At 64.2% G+C, this 19429-nt stretch carries 13 protein-coding genes; 9 read left to right on the top strand and 4 right to left on the bottom strand.

The window, feature by feature from the left end:
- Positions 1-162 precede the first annotated feature (162 nt).
- Genes ACVW1C_RS31185 through ACVW1C_RS31175 form a run of 3 tightly spaced genes read left to right on the top strand, consistent with a single transcriptional unit; the run spans position 163 to position 4831 of the window.
- Positions 163-1962 (top strand): FAD-dependent oxidoreductase, encoded by a 1800-nt coding sequence (locus ACVW1C_RS31185; RefSeq protein WP_456761541.1) that lies wholly within the window; start codon positions 163-165, stop codon positions 1960-1962.
- Complete coding sequence (locus tag ACVW1C_RS31180) at positions 1932-3779, top strand: 2-oxoacid:acceptor oxidoreductase subunit alpha (protein ID WP_456761540.1); 1848 nt, start codon at positions 1932-1934, stop codon at positions 3777-3779. Before ACVW1C_RS31185 ends, ACVW1C_RS31180 begins: the two co-directional genes overlap by 31 nt.
- Positions 3776-4831 carry a 2-oxoacid:ferredoxin oxidoreductase subunit beta gene (locus ACVW1C_RS31175; RefSeq protein ID WP_456761539.1) on the top strand — a complete coding sequence of 352 codons (1056 nt, stop codon included), beginning with the start codon at positions 3776-3778 and terminating at the stop codon, positions 4829-4831. Before ACVW1C_RS31180 ends, ACVW1C_RS31175 begins: the two co-directional genes overlap by 4 nt.
- A 321-nt stretch (positions 4832-5152) precedes the next feature.
- On the opposite strand, the gene ACVW1C_RS31170 is transcribed toward ACVW1C_RS31175, so the two are convergent.
- The 4 genes from ACVW1C_RS31170 to ACVW1C_RS31155 all read right to left on the bottom strand — a co-directional run bounded on the left by ACVW1C_RS31170 (position 5153) and on the right by ACVW1C_RS31155 (position 11472).
- On the bottom strand, positions 5153-6343 hold the full coding sequence (locus ACVW1C_RS31170; RefSeq protein WP_456761538.1) for an ABC transporter substrate-binding protein: 1191 nt from the start codon (positions 6341-6343) through the stop codon (positions 5153-5155).
- Between the two features lie 256 nt (positions 6344-6599).
- A complete protein-coding gene (locus ACVW1C_RS31165) occupies positions 6600-8144 on the bottom strand; it encodes a SpoVR family protein (protein WP_456763224.1) in 1545 nt (514 codons plus the stop codon).
- A gap of 4 nt (positions 8145-8148) precedes the next feature.
- Positions 8149-9417: a YeaH/YhbH family protein gene (locus ACVW1C_RS31160; RefSeq protein ID WP_456763223.1), complete on the bottom strand. Its 1269-nt coding sequence runs from the start codon at positions 9415-9417 to the stop codon at positions 8149-8151.
- Positions 9418-9528: 111 nt separating this feature from the next.
- Entirely contained in the window at positions 9529-11472 is a 1944-nt protein-coding gene (locus ACVW1C_RS31155; protein ID WP_456761537.1) for a PrkA family serine protein kinase, read from the bottom strand.
- Between the two features lie 507 nt (positions 11473-11979).
- Between ACVW1C_RS31155 and ACVW1C_RS31150 the strand changes: the two genes are divergently transcribed.
- The 6 genes from ACVW1C_RS31150 to pgl all read left to right on the top strand — a co-directional run bounded on the left by ACVW1C_RS31150 (position 11980) and on the right by pgl (position 19416).
- Positions 11980-12597, top strand: coding sequence for a hypothetical protein (locus ACVW1C_RS31150; protein ID WP_456761536.1), 618 nt, complete (start codon positions 11980-11982; stop codon positions 12595-12597).
- A 42-nt stretch (positions 12598-12639) separates the two neighbouring features.
- A complete protein-coding gene (locus tag ACVW1C_RS31145; protein WP_456761535.1) occupies positions 12640-13119 on the top strand; it encodes a DsrE family protein in 480 nt (159 codons plus the stop codon).
- Between the two features lie 186 nt (positions 13120-13305).
- A complete protein-coding gene (locus ACVW1C_RS31140; protein ID WP_456761534.1) occupies positions 13306-16152 on the top strand; it encodes a bifunctional transaldolase/phosoglucose isomerase in 2847 nt (948 codons plus the stop codon).
- 11 nt (positions 16153-16163) lie between these two features.
- Entirely contained in the window at positions 16164-17147 is a 984-nt protein-coding gene (gene gnd / locus ACVW1C_RS31135; RefSeq protein WP_456761533.1) for a phosphogluconate dehydrogenase (NAD(+)-dependent, decarboxylating), read from the top strand.
- Between the two features lie 20 nt (positions 17148-17167).
- Positions 17168-18661, top strand: coding sequence for a glucose-6-phosphate dehydrogenase (zwf, locus tag ACVW1C_RS31130; protein ID WP_456761532.1), 1494 nt, complete (start codon positions 17168-17170; stop codon positions 18659-18661).
- A gap of 2 nt (positions 18662-18663) precedes the next feature.
- Positions 18664-19416 (top strand): 6-phosphogluconolactonase, encoded by a 753-nt coding sequence (pgl, locus tag ACVW1C_RS31125; protein WP_456761531.1) that lies wholly within the window; start codon positions 18664-18666, stop codon positions 19414-19416.
- Positions 19417-19429 lie beyond the last annotated feature (13 nt).

The following is a 19429-nucleotide window of genomic DNA, read 5'->3' as shown; positions in this document are numbered from 1 at the left end:
CGAAAGCTGATGATCGGACAATTTAGCCTTTGCCTTCTCTGGAACGGCCCTAATAAGATAAGCCTATGATCCAATTCAAAAACCAGAACAACGCCATGTGAGCGTTGGTCGTCAACGATAAGGCCGCGCGGCAAGCATTTTTCGCGCGGGTCAAAGGTAGGAATGAAACCGACTGATATCTCGGCGCCGGATTACTTTCATAAAGTAGTCGATTGCCAATGGGCCTGTCCCGCACACACCCCCGTTCCCGAGTACATCCGGTTGATTGCTGAGGGGCGTTACAGCGACGCCTACATGATCAATTGGAAGTCCAACGTGTTCCCCGGGATTCTCGGGCGCACCTGTGACCGTCCCTGCGAGCCGGCGTGCCGCCGCGGGCGGGTCGAGGACACTCCGGTCGCGATCTGCCGCCTGAAGCGCGTCGCCGCCGACTTCAAGGACGACATCAAGCACCGGCTGCCGAAGCCGGGGCCGAAGAACGGCAAGCGCATCGCGCTGGTCGGCGGCGGCCCCGCCTCGCTGACCGTGGCGCGCGATCTCGTCCCGCTCGGCTATCACTGCACCGTGTTCGACGGCGATCCCAAGGCCGGCGGCATGATGCGCAGCCAGATTCCAAAATTCCGCCTGCCCGACAACGTGATCGATGAGGAGACCGACTACATCCTCAACCTCGGCGTCGAGTTCAAGGGCGGCCAGCGCGTCGACAGCCTGAAGCAGCTGCTCTCCGAGAATTACGACGCGATCTTTGTCGGAAGCGGCGCGCCGCGCGGCCGCGAGCTCGACATTCCCGGCCGCAAGGAGGCCGCCGCCAACATCCATATCGGCATCGAGTGGCTGGCCAACGTGTCGTTCGGCCACGTCGAAAAGATCGGCCGCCGCGTCATCGTGCTCGGCGGCGGCAACACCGCGATGGATTGCTGCCGCACCGCGCGCCGCCTCGGCGGCGAAAGTGTCAAGGTGATCGTCCGCTCCGGCTTCGAGGAAATGAAGGCCTCGCCCTGGGAGAAGGAGGACGCGCTTCACGAGGACATTCCGATCCTCAACTACATGGTGCCGGTGGCATTCAAGCATGTGGCCGGCAAGCTGATTGGCGTCACCTTCCAGAAGGTGAAGGCGGAATACGACGCCAAGGGCCGGCGCAATCTGGTGCCCTCGGGCGAGCCGGACGAGACCGTGTCCTGCGACGATGTGCTCGTTGCGGTCGGCCAGGAGAATGCGTTTCCCTGGATCGAAGCCGATTGCGGCATCGAATTCGACAAGTGGCACATGCCGAAGGTCGATCCCAAGACGTTCGTCTCGACCAATCCGAAGGTGTTCTTCGGCGGCGATGCGGCGTTCGGGCCGAAGAACATCATCTGGGCGGTGGCGCACGGCCATGACGCCGCGCTGTCGATCCACCGGATGCTGTCCGGCGAGGACATCAACGAGCGCCCGCTGCCCGAGGTGCAGATCTCCTCGCAAAAGATGGGCATCCACGAGTGGAGCTACGACAACGACATCTCCGCCGACAAGCGCTTCAAGGTGCCGCATCGCGACAAGGTGATCGCGCTGAAGGACATCCGCGCCGAAGTCGAGCTCGGCTACGACCTCAAGCTCGCGCTCGGCGAGGCGCAGCGCTGCCTGAATTGCGACGTGCAGACGGTATTCTCCGCGCCGCTCTGCATCGAATGCGACGCCTGCGTCGACATCTGTCCGATGGACTGCATCACCTTCACCGAGAACGGTGAGGAGGCTGACCTGCGGCAGCGCCTGAAAGCCCCCTCGCCGCATCACGACCAGGCGCTCTACGTCTCCGGCGACCTGAAGACCGGTCGCGTCATGGTGAAAGACGAAGACGTCTGCCTGCATTGCGGGCTGTGTGCCGAGCGCTGCCCGACCGGCGCCTGGGACATGCAGAAGTACCTCATCGATATGGTTCAAGCGGGATCAACATGTCAGTCCAAAGCCCGATCAGCAGCGTAAACGACTTCGTCGTCCGCTTCGCCAACGTCAACGGTTCGGGCTCGGCCTCCGCCAACGAACTGTTCGCGCGTTCGATCCTGCGTCACGGCGTGCCGGTGTCGCCGCGCAACATCTTCCCGTCCAACATCCAGGGGCTGCCCACCTGGTATGAAGTGCGCGTCACCGAGGAGGGCCATCTCGGCGCCCGCGGCGGCGTCGACATGATGGTGGCGATGAACCCGCAGACCTGGGACAAGGACGTCGCCTCGATCGAGCCCGGCGGCTACCTGTTCTACGATTCGACCAAGCCGATGCCGACGTCGAAATTCCGCGAGGACATCACCGTCATCGGCGTGCCGCTGACCGCGATCACCAATTCGACCTACACCGATCCCAGGCAGCGCCAGCTGTTCAAGAACATCATCTATCTCGGCGCGCTCTGCGCCCTGCTCGACCTCGACCCCAAGCTGGTCGAGCAGCTGATCGGCGAGCAGTACAAGGGCAAGGAGAAGCTGCTCTCCTCCAACGTCCATGCGCTGCACCTCGGCCGCGACTGGGCGCTGCAGAACCTGAAATGTCCGATCGGGCTTCGGGTGAAGAAGTCCGACAAGGTCGGCGACCGCATCTTCGTGGAAGGCAACAGCGCCGCCGCGCTCGGCGCCGTCTATGGCGGCGCCACCGTGTGCGCCTGGTATCCGATCACGCCGTCATCGTCGGTCGCGGAAGCCTTCACCAGCCACTGCAAGAAGTACCGCCACGATCCCGAGACCGGCAAGGCGAAGTACGCGATCGTCCAGGGCGAGGACGAGCTCGCCTCGATCGGCATCGTGATCGGCGCCTCCTGGAACGGCGCACGGGCCTTCACCGCGACCTCGGGTCCGGGCATCTCGCTGATGACCGAGTTCATCGGTCTGTCCTACTTCGCCGAGATCCCGGCCGTGATCATGAACATCCAGCGCGCCGGTCCCTCGACCGGCATGCCGACCCGCACCCAGCAATGCGATGTGATCGCCTGCGCCTATGCCTCGCACGGCGACACCAAGCATGTGCTGCTGTTCCCGGAAGATCCGGCGGAGGCGTTCGAATTCGCCGCCGCCGCCTTCGATCTTGCCGAGCGGCTGCAGACCACGATCTTCCTGATGCTCGATCTCGACATCGGCATGAACCACCGGCTGTGCCGCCCGCTGAAGTGGGACGACGCCAAGCAATACGACCGCGGCAAGGTGATGACGGCGGAGATGCTCGAGGAAGGCCGCGACTTCGGCCGCTATCTCGACGTCGACGGCGACGGCATCCCGTATCGCACCTATCCGGGCACGCATCCGACCAAGGGCTCCTACTTCACCCGCGGCACCTCGCGCGACCGCTATGCGCGCTACTCCGAGGAAGGCGCTGTCTACGCCGACAACATGCAGCGCCTGGTGCGCAAGTTCGAGACCGCGCAGGACATGGTGCCGCGGCCGCTGCAGGCCAACGCGGCGAAGCCGACCAAATACGGCGTGCTCTATTTCGGCTCGACCTCGCCCGCGATGGACGAGGCGATCGGGATCCTGGAGGCGCGCGGCCATCAGCTCGACCGCATGCGCATCCGCGCCTTCCCGTTCCATTCCAGTGTCGCGAGCTTCATCGCCGACCACGACTTCGTCTACGTGGTCGAGCAGAACCGCGACGCGCAGCTCCGTCAGCTGATCGTCAACGAGAACGGCATCGACCCGGTGCGGCTGGTGCCGATCCTGCACTATGACGGGACGCCGATCACCGCGCGCTTCATCGCGGGCGCGATCGGCGACCACCAGGATCATCTCAAGGTGACCCCTCTCCGCAAGGCCGTGACATGACCTACATTGCAAAGCCGAAGTTTCATCATCCCGGCCTGAAGAAGAACGAGCTGGGCTATACCCATCGCGACTACGAGGGGAAGATCTCGACCCTGTGCGCCGGCTGCGGCCACGATTCGATCACCGCCTCGATCATCGAGGCCTGCTACGAGCTCTCGATCGAGCCGCACCGGGTGGCGAAGATTTCCGGCATCGGCTGCTCGTCGAAGACCCCGGACTATTTCCTCGGCAACTCGCACGGCTTCAACTCGGTGCACGGCCGCATGCCGTCGGTGCTGACCGGCGCCAACCTCGCCAACCGCGACCTGATCTATCTCGGCGTCTCCGGCGACGGCGATTCCGCCTCGATCGGTTTCGGCCAGTTCGCGCATTCGATCCGGCGCGCGGTCAACATGACCTACATCGTCGAGAACAACGGCGTGTACGGCCTGACCAAGGGCCAGTTCTCGGCGACGGCCGACCGCGGCTCGAAGTCCAAGAAGGGCGTCACCAACACCGACAATGCAATCGACCTGGTCGCGATCGCCCTGCAGTTAGGGGCCACCTTCGTGGCGCGCAGCTTCTCCGGCGACAAGGCCCAGCTGGTGCCGCTGATCGCCGCTGCGATCCGCCACAAGGGCGCGTCCTTCATCGACGTGATCAGCCCCTGCATCGCCTTCAACAACCACGCCGGCTCGACCAAGAGCTTCGACTATGTCCGTGAGCACAATGACGCGGTGAACCGTCTCGACGTGCTGGTCGGCCGCGATCCGATCAGCGTCGATTACGCGCCCGGCACCGTTCAGGTGGTCGAGCAGCATGACGGCACGCGGCTCGCTCTGCGCAAGCTCGACGCCGATTACGATCCGCATGATCGGCTCGGAGCACAGACCTTCCTGCAGAAGCACGCGGCCAAGGGCCAGATCGTCACCGGGCTCCTTTACGTCGATCCGGATGCCGAGGACCTGCACACCCATCTCGACACCGTCGAGACGCCGCTCAACACGCTGGACGAGAAGGCGCTCTGCCCCGGCTCGGCCGTGCTGGACAAGATCAACGCCAGCCTGCGTTGAGCACGCATCCTCGCCGTCACAATGGCGTGGCAAGGATGTGCAACAAACTTCGTGTCGTCCCTGCGAAAGCAGGGACGACAGCGGAGTTGGTGACGGCTATTTGTCGTTCAGCGCCGTAGGCTGGGCAAAGGAGTAGCGTCGCGCCAACCTTCACGCGCCCTGCTCGCGATGGTGGGCTGCGTGTCGTCCCTGCGAACGCAGGGACCCATAACCACCGATGCAGATTGTCGAGCTACGCTGGAACGACGTGTCCCATTCACAACAGCAGCCGCAGCGTATGGGTCCCTGCGTTCGCAGGGACGACAGCGGAGCTCGCGACGGCTACTTGTCGCTCAAGACGTCGCCGAACAGCGCCCAGGAGTTGCCGTCGAACCGCGCCATCTGGATCTGGCGGATCGGCGTCACATTGTCGGGCTCGGTTTGCACCTTGATGCCCGGCAGCAGCATCGGCAATTCGAGCGCCTTCAGATTGGTCGCCTGCTTGATGATGTTGTCGCGGCTGTAATCGCCGTTGCAGTTCTTCAGCACCGCCGTCATGACCTGCGCGATGGTGTAGCCCTGCACGTTGAAGAGATCGCCCGGGCTCGCATTCGGCTGATACTTCTTCATCCAGGCGGAGAACTCCTTCTGCGCCGGATCGTCGGCCCAGCGCGGATCGGTCGGGTCCTTCAGATAGAGCCCGGTCACGACACCGACGACGTTATCGAGCCCGGCCGGCTCAAGCACCGCGGAGACCGAGTTGGAGACGGTCGGCAGGATCGTGAGCGGTTTCCACCCCATGCTCGCCGCCTTGCGCAGCGCCTGCGCCGCGAATTTCGGCGTCGCTTCGGCGAAGAACACGTCGGCACCGGACTCGCGCATCGTCACCATCTGGGAATCGATGGTCGGATCGGTCGTGAGGTACGTGGTCTCCGCAACGATCTGGCCGACATGCTCCCCGAGCCCATCCTTGAAGCCCCTGAGATAGTCCTTGCCGGCGTCCTCGTTCGGCGTGATGACGGCGATCTTCGCGTCCGGCTTGGTCTTCAGGATGTACTTTGCATAGAGCCGGCCTTCGAGCTCGTAGGTCGGATTGAAACCGACCGTCCACGGGAACTGCTTCGGATCGTTCCAACGCGTCGCGCCTGAGGACACGAACAGCTGAGGCACGTGCTTGATGTTCAGATACTTCTGCACCGAGATGTTGGGCGCGGTGCCGACCGCGCTGAAGATCGCGAGCACCTCATCCTGCTCGACCAGCTTGCGGGTCTGCTCGACGGTCTTTGACGGCGAATAGGCGTCGTCGAGACTCTCGAAATCGATCTTGCGGCCGCCGATGCCGCCCTGATCGTTGAGCATCTGGAAATACGCGGCTTCGGCGCGTGCGATCGTGCCGTAGGCCGACGCCGGGCCGCTATAGGGTGCGGTATTTCCTATTCTGATCGCGGAATCGGCTGCAGCGGACGGCGAGATCGACGAGGCTGTGAGCGCGGTGAAGGCGAGAAAGCCCGCCAGGCGGGAGCGAGTTGACAAGAGCGTATCCTTTTCTTGGTTTTCTTGACGCGGCGCACATTATCAATCGCGCCCGCGCAGGCAATCACCAAGAAGACTTCAACGAGATTTCCGCATGCCGGCAGTCACGTTCGCAGGGAACATGACGCGCTTTCAATGTCGGAATGTTGCCGGGATGTTCATGCTGCGAGCCTTCGATAGACACGAAGGTTCACCAAGCAAGACTCGCATTCCGCGCGACGGTCTCCGCGCACGGACCGCTGCGTGAGCGCACTCCTCAGGCGGCGACCGCAGCCGCGCGCGGGCTGACGACGTATTCCTTCAGCACCTTGTCGGCGCCGTCGAGTTCGGTGAGTGCCACGTCGTAGGTCCACAGATCGGCGAGATGCTGCAGCACGCGCCGCGCGTCGGTCTCGTTGAGCTGCGCGCCCTTCACGGTGGTGTGACGCAGCATCAGCCGGCGATCGCCGTCGAGATCGACATCCACGACCTCGATATTGGCGTCGACGAAGCCGACGTCGTATTGCCGCGCCAGTTCGCGGCGCACCCGGCGGTAGCCGCGCTCGTCATGGATCGCGTCGACCTTGATGCCCTGGCTTTCGGCCGGGTCGTCGTGCAGATGGAACATGCGGAAGCGCCGGATCAGCGCCGGGCTGAGGAACTGGTTGATGAAGCTCTCGTCGCGGTAGTTGCTCCAGATCTCGCGCAGCACGCCCTCGACGTCGCCCTTGCCGGCGATATCGGGGAACCAGGCGCGGTCCTCGTCCTCCGGATTCTTCACGATCCGCTCGATGTCCTGCATCATGGCAAAGCCGAGCGCGTATGGATTGAAGCCGGAATAGCGGCGATCGTCGAACTCGGGCTGGAACACCACATTGGTGTGCGACTGCAGGAATTCGAGGAAATTGCCGTCGGTGATCCGGCCCTGCTGATGCAGCCGGTTCATGATGCGGTAATGGACGTAGGTCGCGGTGCCCTCGTTCATCACCTTGGTCTGGCCCTGCGGGTAGAAGTACTGCGCGATGTGACGCACGATGCGAATGAGCTCGCGCTGCCAGCCTTGCAGGCGCGGCGCGGTCTTCTCGAGGAAGTAGAGGATGTTTTCCTGGGGCAGGCCGAGCAGCGCGCGGCGGCGCTCGGCGCTGAGCGTAGCCTTGCTCTTGGCCTTGGTGTTCGGCACCGTCCGCCACAGATCGTTGAACACGGCTTCCTCGTGCTGCCGGCGCTCGCCGGCGCGCTTCTCCTCGGCACGCAAGTCGAGCGTCTTCTTTCCGGGATAGCGGTCGACGCCATGCGACATCAGCGCATGCGCGGCATCGAGCGTCCGCTCCACCGTCTCGCGGCCATGGCGATCCTCGCAGGCCGCGATGTAGCCCTTGGCGAATTCGAGATAATCGAGGATGCCGTCGGCATCGGTCCACTGCTTGAACAGATAGTTGTTCTTGAAGAAGTGATTGTGCCCGAACGCCGCGTGCGCGATCACCAGCGTCTGCATCGTCGCCGTGTTCTCCTCCATCAGATAGGAGATGCACGGCGAGGAGTTGATCACGATCTCATAGGCGAGGCCCATCAGTCCCTTGCGATAGGACGCCTCCTGGAACGCGAACTGCTTGCCGAACGACCAGTGCTTGTAGAACAGCGGCATGCCGACCGACGAATAGGCGTCGAGCATCTGCTCGGCGGTAATCACCTCGATCTGGTTGGGATAGACGTCGAGCCCGAGCTCCTTGCGCGCGATCTTCTCGCAGGCGTCGTGAACCCGTTGCAGGATCTGGAAATCCCAATCGGCGCCCTCGAACAGCAGCTCGCCGGAAGAACCCATCACGCTACACCCTTTCCTGCTTGCTGCGACGCTTGAACAGGTCCTGGAACACCGGGAAGATCTCGCCGCGCTCGCTCACCTTGCGCATCGACAACGGCGCGCCGTCGTTGCGCAGACGCTCATAGAGCGTCCAGAGCGAGGAGTCCGGCATGTCGAAGGTGTAGTTGGCGGCCTCGCCGACCTCGAGATATGCGAAGAACTGGCAGACCGGCAGGATCTTGTCGGTCAACAGATGCCCGGTCACCGCGCTGTCGGAGGTCATGTTGTCGCCGTCCGAGGCCTGCGCGGCGTAGATGTTCCAGTCGGCGGGACGGAAGCGGGTGCGGACGATGTCGTTCATCGCAACCAGCGCGCTCGACACCAGCGTGCCGCCGGACGCCGGTCCATGGAAGAACGTATCCTCGTCCACCTCCTCGGCGCGGTCGGTGTGCCGGATGAACACGATCTCGACATGCTTGTAGCGCCGCTTCAGGAAGACGTAGAGCAGCATGTAGAACCGCTTGGCCAGATCCTTCATGTGCTCGGACATCGAGCCCGAGACGTCCATCAGGCAGAACATCACGGCCTGCGCCACCGGCTTCGGCACCGTCTCGAAGCGGCGGTAGCGGATGTCGATCGGATCGATGAAGGGAATCCGCTTGGCCTTGGCCTTCAGCGCTTCGAGCTGCGCCAGCAACTCGCGGCGGCGCGTCTCGTCCTCGCACTCCGCAAGCTCCGCCTCGAGCGCCTCGATCTCGTCCTTGCTCGGCCGGCGCAGCGCCACGCGACGCGCCAGTGCCCGGCTCACCGTGCGGCTGATCGAGATGTTGGCGGGCGAGCCCGACGTCGCATAGCCGGCGCGCTGGATGCCCTCGCTCTCGGTTTGCGCGAGCTTGCGCTTGGCAAGGTCGGGCAGCTCGAGGTCATCGAGGAAGAGGTCGACGAACTCCTCGCGGCTCAGCACAAAGCGGAAGGCGTCCTCGCTGTCGCCCTCGCCCGCGCCGGAGCCCTTGGCGCCGCTCTGGTTCGGACGCTGCAGCCAGTCGCCCTCGACGAATTTCTTGTTGCCCGGCAGCACCATGTCACGCGTGCCGCCCTCGCGCCGGAACCGCGGCTCATCCATGCCGTCCAGCGGGATGGTCACCTCGCCACCCTCCAGGACATCCTTGATGTCCCGATCCTGCGACGACTTCTTGACGGCCCCCTGCACCAGCGCCTTGGCGCGCCGCAGGAAGCGCTGCCGGTTCTCCAGGCTCTTGCTACCCGGATTCAACCGCCGATCGACGATATGCATGACCACGTTGCATCTGCCTCGCGCCGGATGCGATCATGACAGTCGCACCGCATTCTTATTGGACGGGACGAAACGAGACGGAAAGCCGCTGCCGGCTTTCCGGATCGTGCACTAGCCGGCCTGCTTCACCCGCATGTACCACTCGACGAGCCGGCGGACCTGGCGCTCGGTATAACCGCGCTCCACCATCCGCTCGACGAACTCGCCGTGCTTCTTCTCGGTCTCGCCGTCCTTCTTGGAGCCGAACGAGATCACCGGAAGCAGATCCTCGACCTGGGAGAATATCCGCTTCTCGATCACGTCGCGAACCTTTTCGTAGGAGGTCCAGCTCGGGTTCTTGCCGCCATTGTGCGCCCGCGAACGCAGCGAGAACTTGACGACCTCGTTGCGGAAGTCCTTCGGGTTGGCGATGCCGGCCGGCTTCTCGATCTTGGTCAGCTCCTGGTTCAGGAGCTCGCGGTTCATCAGCTGGCCGGTGTCGGGATCCTTGAAGTCCTGGTCCTCGATCCAGGCATCGGCGTAGTCGACATAGCGGTCGAACAGGTTCTGGCCGTAGTCGGCGTAGGATTCCAGATAGGCCTTCTGGATCTCGTTGCCGATGAACTCGGCATAGCGCGGCGCGAGGTCGGCCTTGATGAATTCGAGATAGCGCTTCTCGACCTCGTCAGGCAGCTGCTCGCGCCGGATCGCCATCTCCAGCACATACATCAGATGCACCGCGTCGGCGCCGACCTCGGTGGTGTCGTGATTGAAGGTCGAGGCCAGTACCTTGAAGGCAAAGCGGGTGGAGACGCCGTCCATGCCCTCGTCGACGCCAGCGGCGTCCTTGTATTCCTGCACGCTGCGCGCCTTCGGATCGGATTCCTTCAGGCTCTCGCCGTCGTAGACCCGCATCTTGGCGAACAGCGTCGAGTTCTCGTGCTTGCGCAGCCGCGACATCACGGAGAAGCGGGCCAGCGTTTCCAGCGTTGCCGGCGCGCACGGCGCGTCGGCAAGCTCGGAGGTCTGGATCAGCTTCTCGTAGATCTTCTGCTCCTCGGTGACCCGCAGGCAGTACGGGACCTTGATGACGCAGATGCGGTCGATGAAGGCCTCGTTGTTCTTGTTGGTCTTGAAGCTCTGCCACTCGGCTTCGTTCGAGTGCGCGAGGATGATGCCGGTGAACGGGATCGCACCGATGTTCTCGGTGCCGATGTAGTTGCCCTCCTGCGTCGCCGTCAGCAGCGGGTGCAGCATCTTGATCGGCGCCTTGAACATCTCGACGAACTCGAGCACGCCCTGGTTGGCGCGATTGAGGCCGCCGGAATAGCTGTAGGCGTCGGGGTCGTTCTGGGCGTAGGTCTCGAGCTTGCGGATGTCGACCTTGCCGACCAGCGAGGAGATGTCCTGGTTGTTCTCGTCACCGGGCTCGGTCTTGGCGACCGCGATCTGGCGCAGCCGGGAGGGCTGGATGCGCGCGACGCGGAATTGCGAGATGTCGCCGCCGAAGGCCTCGAGCCGCTTGTAGGCCCAGGGCGACATCAGCCCGCTCAGCCGGCGGCGCGGAATGCCGTACTTCTCCTCGATCATCGGCCCGAGCTGCTCGGGGTCGAACAGCCCGAGCGGGCTCTCGAACACCGGCGACAGCTCGTCACCCGCCTTCAGCACGTAGATCGGATGAATCTCCATCAGCGCCTTGATGCGCTCGGCGAGCGACGACTTGCCGCCGCCGACCGGTCCGAGCAGATAGAGGATCTGCTTCCGCTCCTCGAGGCCCTGCGCGGCGTGGCGGAAGAAGCCGACCAGGCGTTCGATCGTGTCCTCCATGCCGAAGAAGCCGGCGAAGGCCGGATACGACCTGATCGTACGGTTCAAAAAGATACGGCCAAGGCGTGGGTCCTTGGCCGTGTCGATCATCTGGGGCTCACCGATCGCCGCTAATAACCGCTCGGCCGCATTGGCGTATCGCATCGGATCACTTCGACACGACTCCAAATACTCGGCCATCGACATGTCGGTCTGGCTTCGCGCTTCAAACGACCTTGCGAAGGCGTTGAACAAAGAATCGTTGTACATGATCCCTATCTCCACGATATGTATCGCCGCACGACTGACACGAGTCGCAACCAGAGCGTCCTAGGATCGAATCAGCGTCGGCACGCTGGGTCCATTGGACACTCGACCGACTCATTTCGGCAATGCACGGCGCGTGCAGCCTCTGCCTTATCAACAGGCAGGAAGCTTAATGGTTCATCAATATCCCCCGTTGGTAGCCTGATTTTAACGGTTGTAGCCCCTCAGCCACATCCGTGGTTTACCGGGGCCCAGGCTTCCGAGGCGGACATCCGAGCGGGGCAACTTCCCCGTCCGGCGATGAACGTTGGGCTCCCTGAAAAGGTGTGGCTGTCCTGCCTTGGCGTCAAGATGTGCACGTCACAGACTCTCATGAACAAACTGTCAGACGAGGTTGAACGTGCCTCCTTGTCGCCGCGACTAAGGCAACGAGCCCGCGCAGTTCCACGCGGCACCATTGCCGCGCATTAAAGATGACACCTTGGAGCGCGGGCTATTCCCGAGGCGGTCATGAAGCAGACGTTCCTTGTTGTCGCACTTGCCGCCGCAGCCTGCGCCGGCGCGGCGTCAACCGTCGAGGCGCAGGAAGGCGTCGACAAGGTCAAGGCGGCCGCCTTCGACAACAGGATGTTCGCAGGCCCGCCCGGCGCAAAGGCCTATGCCTGCCTCGTGCGGCGATACGATGCAAATCATCTGGCGCAGCATCCGAAGCAGAAGGTCAGCGCGATGAAGCTGCTCGTCGCCGCCGAGGATGCGCCGGAGGACAAGACCACCGACTACTCGTTCCGGCTCGGCGTCGCCTACCGCCACCGCCCCGGCAATTTTGACTCCAGCGGCTACTGCAACCACGCGGTCGCGACCGAATCCGGACGCGAGGTACGCTTCGAATGCAGCGTGGATTGTGAGGGCGGCGGTATCACAGTGGCGCTGTCGAAAGACGACAAATCCATGATCGCGCGCCTTGGCCGCATCGTGGTGTGGAATCGCAACAAGCCCGACGACGATGCGGGCGAAGCGCTGTTCGCCGGCGCCGACGACAAGATCTTTCGCGTCGATCGCGCGGACTTGGGCGAATGCGCCGAACTTGTGACCGACCGCAAGGAACTCGCTGCGCTTCGGCACAAGTGATAGGCTTTGCGCCGGGCCAACAATCATTGCGCGAGGGACGCCATGCAGCGACGCAGCATCCTGTGGGGCACCCTCTCGGCTATCGGTACTGCCTTTACAGCGTCACGGGCGAACGCCGCTACTGAGACCCCACCACCGGGAAAGCTGAAGGTGGCCTACCACCTCAACGACCTCGACAAGGTCAGTTTCGTGATCGGCAACATCCAGAACCACCTCGACGGCGTCGGCGGCCCCGGCAATGTGACGACCGCGCTGGTGGTGCACGGCCAGGCGCTGAAGGCGTTTCACGCGTCCGGAGCCAATGCCGACCTGTCGAAGCGGGTCGGCCAGTTCAGCAAGGACGGGATCGAGCTCGCCGCATGCCGCAATACCATGAAATCGCAGAAAATCGGCCTGAAGGAGCTGCTGCCCGGCTTCGTTGTGGCGGAACGCGGCGGCGTGGTCCCCCTCGCCGAGCCGCAATCCCAAGGCTACCTCTACTCCGGCCCTGACGCGCAGCCGCACGCCCGCAACGCGTCATAAAAATGTGCCGAGATCAGGGTCTGCTCGCACCCGCGTGCGAGGGGATCGAACTGTTGTGAATGGCGTTATCCCTTGGGAATGCTGATATTCCGCCCGGGCCCCAGCCATGTTGACAATCCGCCTCCACCCCCGAAAGCTGCCCGGGAACCCAAAAATCGACCCTCGATCGAACGAGAACAGGCACCCATGAACCCCGTCAAAGCACTCGAAAACCACCGCCAGGCCGTCTGGCTGGACTTCCTTGCCCGCGGCTTCGTCGCCAAGGGCGACCTGAAGCGGCTGATCGAGACCGACGGCGTCAAAGGCGTGACGTCCAACCCCTCGATCTTCGAGAAGGCGATCGGCAGCTCGGACGAGTATGACGGGGCGATCGGCAAGGCTCTCAAGAAGGGCGACCGCTCGGTCGCCGACCTGTTCGAACACCTCGCGGTCGAGGACATCCAGCACGCCGCCGACGTGCTGCGCCCGGTCTACGACCAGAGCCATGGCGGCGACGGCTTCGTCAGCCTCGAAGTGTCGCCGTATCTTGCGATGGACACCAAGGGCACGATCGCGGAGGCCGAGCGGCTCTGGAAGGACGTCCACCGCAAAAACCTGATGGTCAAGGTGCCGGCGACGCCGGAGGGCCTGCCGGCGGTCGAGTATCTGATCGGCGAAGGCATCAGCATCAACATCACGCTGCTGTTCTCGCAGAAGGTCTATCGCCAGGTCGCGGAAGCCTATCTCAAGGGCCTGGAGAAGTACGTCGCCAGGGGCGGCGATCCCTCGCATGTCGCAAGCGTCGCCAGCTTCTTCGTCAGCCGCATCGACAGCGCCGTCGACAAGCAGCTCGACGAGAAGATCGCGAAGGCCAACGATCCGCACGAAAAGGAGCGGCTCGCGGCCTTGAAGGGCAAGGTCGCGATCGCGAATGCAAAGCTCGCCTACCAGGACTACAAGCGCCTATTCTCCGGTCCGCGCTGGGACAAACTCACGGCCAAGGGCGCCAAACCGCAGCGGCTGCTGTGGGCCTCGACCGGCACCAAGAACAAGGACTATAGCGACGTGCTCTATGTCGAGGAGCTGATCGGCCCCGACACCGTCAACACCGTGCCGCCGGCAACGCTCGATGCCTTCCGCGACCACGGCAAGGTCCGCGACAGCCTCGAGGAGAATGTCGAGGATGCCCGCCACGTGCTGGAGGAACTGGAGAAGTCCGGCATCTCGCTCGATGCGATCACCGAGGAGCTGGTCAAGGACGGCGTCAAGCTGTTCGCCGACGCGGCCGACAAGCTGTACGGCGCGGTCGCCCACAAGCGCGCGACCTCGCTCGGCGGCGGCATCGACCATCAGAAGCTGGCGCTCGGCGCCGGCATCGAGAAGGCGGTCGAGAAAAGCACCGAGGAATGGCGTGCGTCGGCCAAGATCCGAAGGCTCTGGCACAAGGACAAGTCGGTCTGGACCGGCGATGACGAGGACAAATGGCTGGGCTGGCTGACCAGCGCCGCGACCGCCGATGTCGCCGACTACGAGGATTTCGCCAAGCGCGTGAAGGGCCAGAACTTCACCGACGCCGTTGTGCTCGGCATGGGCGGATCGAGCCTCGGGCCGGAGGTGCTGGCCCAGACCTTCCCGCACCAGTCCGGCTTCCCGCGGCTTCACGTGCTCGATTCCACCGATCCGGCGCAAGTGCGGGCGATGGAGGAGTATGTCGACATTGCGAAAACGCTGTTCATCGTCTCCTCCAAATCGGGCGGCACGACCGAGCCGAACGTGATGAAGGACTATTTCTTCGACCGGGTGGCCAAGGCGATCGGCAAGGACAAGGCCGGCCATCGCTTCATCGCGGTGACCGACCCCGGCTCGTCGCTGCAGAAGGTCGCGATCAGGCAGGGCTTTGCCCGCATCTTCTACGGCGATCCCGCGATCGGCGGCCGCTATTCCGTGCTGTCGCCGTTCGGCCTGGTGCCGGCGGCGGCCGCGGGCATCGACGTCCGCAGCCTGCTCGGCCATACGCTCGCCATGGTGCGCTCCTGCGGCGCCGACGTGCCGCCGCAGCAAAACCCGGGCGTCCAGCTCGGGCTTGCGATGGGCATCGCCGGGCTCGAAGGCCGCGACAAGGTGACGATCTTCGCCTCGCCCGAGGTCGCCGATTTCGGCGCCTGGGCCGAGCAGCTGATCGCGGAATCGACCGGCAAGGACGGCAAGGGCCTGATCCCGATCGAGGGCGAAACGATCGGCGACGCCGCGGTCTACGGCAACGACCGCTTCTTCATCGACCTGCGCACCGAGGGCGAGAACGACGCCGCGCATGAGGCAAAGCTCGCCGCGCTCGAGGCCGCCGGCCATCCCGTGGTCCGGATCGTGATGAAATCGATCGATCATATCGGCCAGGAGTTCTTCCGCTTCGAGATCGCGACCGCGGTGGCGGGCGCGATCCTCGGCATCAACCCGTTCAACCAGCCCGACGTCGAGGCCGCCAAGATCAAGACCCGCGAGCTGACGGCGGCGTTCGAGAAGACCGGATCGCTGCCGGCCGAGCAGCCGGTGGTGTCGGCGGATGGCGTCGAGCTCTACACCGACGCGCAGAACGCCGGGGAGCTGCGCAAGGCCGGCGCCAATGGCGACCTCAATTCCTGGATCAAGGCCCATCTCTCCCGCTCCGGCCGCGGCGACTATGTCGCCCTGCTCGCCTATATCGAGCGCGACGGCGACACCATCGATGCCATGCAGGCGATGCGGCTGAAGGTGCGCGACGCGAAACACCTTGCGACCTGCGCCGAATTCGGCCCGCGCTTCCTGCATTCGACCGGACAGGCCTACAAGGGCGGGCCCGACAGCGGCGTGTTCCTGCAGGTCACGACCGACGACAGCAAAGACCTGGCCGTACCCGGCCAGAAGGCGAGCTTCGGCGTGATCAAGGCGGCGCAGGCGCGCGGCGATTTCGACGTGCTCACCGAGCGAGGCCGGCGGGCGCTGCGCGTGCATCTCAAGGGCGATCTCACCTCCGGGCTTGCGGCACTCGATGCCGCGATCTCGGCCGCACTGAACTGACGGAGGCCAGGATGCAACTCGGCATGATCGGCCTAGGGCGGATGGGCGGCAACATCGTCCGCCGCCTGATGAGCAACGGCCACACCACCGTGGTCTACGACAAGGATCCGAAGGCGGTCGCGGCGCTGGTCGCCGACAACGCCACCGGTTCCTCGTCGCTGGAGGATTTCGTCCTCAAGCTGGAAGCGCCGCGCACCGCCTGGGTGATGCTGCCGGCCGGCAAGATCACCGAAGCCACCATCGAGGCGCTGTCGAAGCTGATGCAGCCCGGCGACGTCATCATCGACGGCGGCAACACCTTCTGGCAGGACGACGTCCGCCGCGGCAAGGCGCTTCGGGAGCGCGGGCTGCACTATGTCGACGTCGGCACCAGCGGCGGCATCTGGGGCATCGAGCGCGGCTACTGCATGATGATCGGCGGCGACAAGGGCGTGGTCGACCGGCTCGACCCGATCTTCAAGACGCTGGCACCGGGCATCGGCGACATCCCGCGCACCTCCGGCCGCGACGGCCGGGATCCCCGCATCGAGCAGGGCTATATCCACGCCGGCCCGATCGGCGCCGGTCATTTCGTCAAGATGATCCACAACGGCATCGAATACGGCCTGATGCAGGCCTATGCCGAAGGCTTCGACATCCTGAAGAACGCCAATATCGAGGCGCTGCCGCCGGAGCATCGCTTTGATCTCGACATCGCCGACATCGCCGAAGTCTGGCGGCGCGGCAGCGTGATCCCGTCCTGGCTGCTGGACCTCACGGCGTCGGCGCTGGCACAGAACCACACGCTCGACAATTACTCCGGCTTTGTCGAGGATTCCGGCGAGGGCCGCTGGACCGTCAACGCCGCGGTCGACGAGGCGGTGCCGGCCGAGGTGCTGACGGCGGCGCTCTACACCCGCTTCCGCTCGCGCAAGGACCACACCTTCGCCGAGAAGATCCTCTCGGCGATGCGCGCAGGGTTTGGCGGCCACAAGGAGCCGTCGAAAAAAACTTGAAGCGAACCGCGGAAGGTCACGTGCAGAAGAAACCCGATCCTTGCTCCTTCATCATCTTCGGCGCCACCGGTGATCTGACACACCGGCTGGTCGTCCCGGCGCTCTACAATCTCGCCGCCGGTAACCTGCTCCCGGAGAGATTCTGCGTCGTCGGCATTGTCCGCAAGGGCATGTCGAGCGAGCAGCTGACCGACAGCCTGATGCAGGGGCTGCGCAAGTTCGCCACCCGCCCCGTCGACGAGGCGATCGCGAAGCGGCTGTTCGAATGCGTCACCTCGATCGAGGCCGATCCGCGCGATCCCGCTTCGTTCGATGCCATGAACGAACGGCTCGACAAGCTCGAGACCGCGCGCGGCACCGGCGGCAACCGGCTGTTCTATCTCGCGACCCCGCCGAACGCCTTCCTGCCGATCAGCGAGCAGCTCGGACGCACCGGCATGCTGGAGGAGAACGGCGCCTGGCGGCGGCTGATCATCGAAAAGCCGTTCGGCACCGATCTGGCGTCGGCCAGGGCGCTGAACGCCGCGCTGCTGAAGCTGATGGACGAGCACCAGATCTACCGGATCGACCATTACCTCGGCAAGGAAACCGTCCAGAACATCCTGGTGCTGCGCTTTGCCAACGGCATGTTCGAGCCGATCTGGAACCGCAACCATATCGACCACATCCAGATCACCGTCGACGAGAAGCTCGGCGTCGGCCATCGCGGCAGCTTCTATGACGCCACCGGCGCGCTGCGCGACATGGTGCCGAACCATCTGTTCCAGCTGCTGTCGCTGGTGACGATGGAGCCGCCGGCGCGCTTCGACGCCCATGCGGTGCGCTCGGAGAAGGCCGAGGTGCTGAGCGCGATCCAGATCCAGAGCACGCAGGAGGCGCTGTCCAACTCGGTGCGCGGCCAGTATCGCAGCGGCCGGATCGGCGACACCGAGATCGAGGACTATCTCAAGACACCGGACGTGAAGCCAGACAGCTCGACCGAGACCTATGCCGCGCTGAAGCTGACCATCGACAATTGGCGCTGGGCCGGCGTGCCGTTCTATCTGCGCACTGGCAAGGCACTGACCACCAAGCGCACCGAGATCGCGATCAAGTTCAAGCAGGCGCCGTTCGCGATGTTCCGCGATACCGCGGTCGACCGCCTGTCGCAGAACTACCTGGTCATCTCGACCGAGCCGACCGAAGGCATCGAGCTGCAGTTCAACACCAAGGTGCCGGGCCCGGCTATCAACATCGACGGCGTCGAGATGAAGTTCCGCTACAAGGACTACTTCAAGGCCGAGCCGTCGACCGGTTACGAGACGCTGATCTATGACTGCATGATCGGCGACAATCTGCTGTTCCAGCGCGCCGACAGCGTCGAGGCCGGATGGCACGCGGTGCAGCCCTTCCTCGACGCCTGGAAGACTGCCGGCGGGCGTGGCCTGCAACCCTACAAGGCCGGCAGCGAAGGCCCGGAGGCGGCCAACGCGCTATTGACGCGCGACGGCCGCAGCTGGCGGAAGCTCAGCTGACCATGACCACGAGCGGCGAGCGCAAGATCATCACGGTCGCCGATCCGGCCGCACTGGCGCAGACCGCCGCCGAACGGGTGATCGCCAGGATCGACCAGAACAGCGGCCGGATCGCGGTCTGCCTCACCGGCGGCTCCAGCCCCAAGGCGCTCTACCAGCTGCTCGCGACACCGGACTATCGCCGGCGGATTCCATGGGATCGCATCAACTGGTTCATCGGCGACGAGCGCCTGGTGCCGCGCAAGGACAAGCTGCACAATATGAGCATGGCGCGCCAGGCCTTCCTCGACCGCTGCGCTCCGGCCGCCAACGTCCATCCGATCGCAACCGACACCGCCGATCTCAGGGATCCCGACGTCAGCGCGGCGCTGTACGAGAACGAGCTGATGGCCTTCTACGGTGCCGAACAGCTCGATCCGAAGCGGCCGCTGTTCGACCTGGTGCTGATGGGCATCGGGCCCGATGGCCACACCGCATCGCTGTTTCCGGGCTATCCCGCGGTCGAGGAAACAGAGCGCTGGGTGGTCGGGGTGCCCAAGGCGAATGTCGAGCCGTTCGTGCCGCGAGTCTCCTTGACCTTGCCCGCGCTCGCCTCCTGCCGCGAGATGCTGTTCGAGGTGGCGGGCGAAAGCAAGCGCGCGATCTTGACGCGCCTGTTCGCAGGCGAGAACCTGCCGGCAAACCGCGCGCGATCGCTGGGCGAGACCGTCTGGCTGATCGATCAGGCCGCGCTGCCGGAGGATTTTCGTGGATGATGCTCTTGGGTAC

This window comes from Bradyrhizobium sp. USDA 4011, assembly GCF_054063415.1.
This window is presented reverse-complemented; position numbering and strand designations above follow the sequence as displayed.

What these genes read in the sequence shown, in the direction of transcription:
- ACVW1C_RS31145 (WP_456761535.1), top strand. Translation starts at nt 12,640, where the DNA reads ATGCAGCGACGCAGCATCCTGTGGGGCACCCTCTCGGCTATCGGTACT.
- pgl (WP_456761531.1), top strand. Translation starts at nt 18,664, where the DNA reads ATGACCACGAGCGGCGAGCGCAAGATCATCACGGTCGCCGATCCGGCC.
- ACVW1C_RS31185 (WP_456761541.1), top strand. Translation starts at nt 163, where the DNA reads ATGAAACCGACTGATATCTCGGCGCCGGATTACTTTCATAAAGTAGTC.
- ACVW1C_RS31175 (WP_456761539.1), top strand. Translation starts at nt 3,776, where the DNA reads ATGACCTACATTGCAAAGCCGAAGTTTCATCATCCCGGCCTGAAGAAG.
- ACVW1C_RS31180 (WP_456761540.1), top strand. Translation starts at nt 1,932, where the DNA reads ATGTCAGTCCAAAGCCCGATCAGCAGCGTAAACGACTTCGTCGTCCGC.
- ACVW1C_RS31150 (WP_456761536.1), top strand. Translation starts at nt 11,980, where the DNA reads ATGAAGCAGACGTTCCTTGTTGTCGCACTTGCCGCCGCAGCCTGCGCC.
- gnd (WP_456761533.1), top strand. Translation starts at nt 16,164, where the DNA reads ATGCAACTCGGCATGATCGGCCTAGGGCGGATGGGCGGCAACATCGTC.
- ACVW1C_RS31165 (WP_456763224.1), bottom strand. Translation starts at nt 8,144, where the DNA reads ATGGGTTCTTCCGGCGAGCTGCTGTTCGAGGGCGCCGATTGGGATTTC.
- ACVW1C_RS31160 (WP_456763223.1), bottom strand. Translation starts at nt 9,417, where the DNA reads ATGCATATCGTCGATCGGCGGTTGAATCCGGGTAGCAAGAGCCTGGAG.
- ACVW1C_RS31140 (WP_456761534.1), top strand. Translation starts at nt 13,306, where the DNA reads ATGAACCCCGTCAAAGCACTCGAAAACCACCGCCAGGCCGTCTGGCTG.
- ACVW1C_RS31155 (WP_456761537.1), bottom strand. Translation starts at nt 11,472, where the DNA reads ATGTACAACGATTCTTTGTTCAACGCCTTCGCAAGGTCGTTTGAAGCG.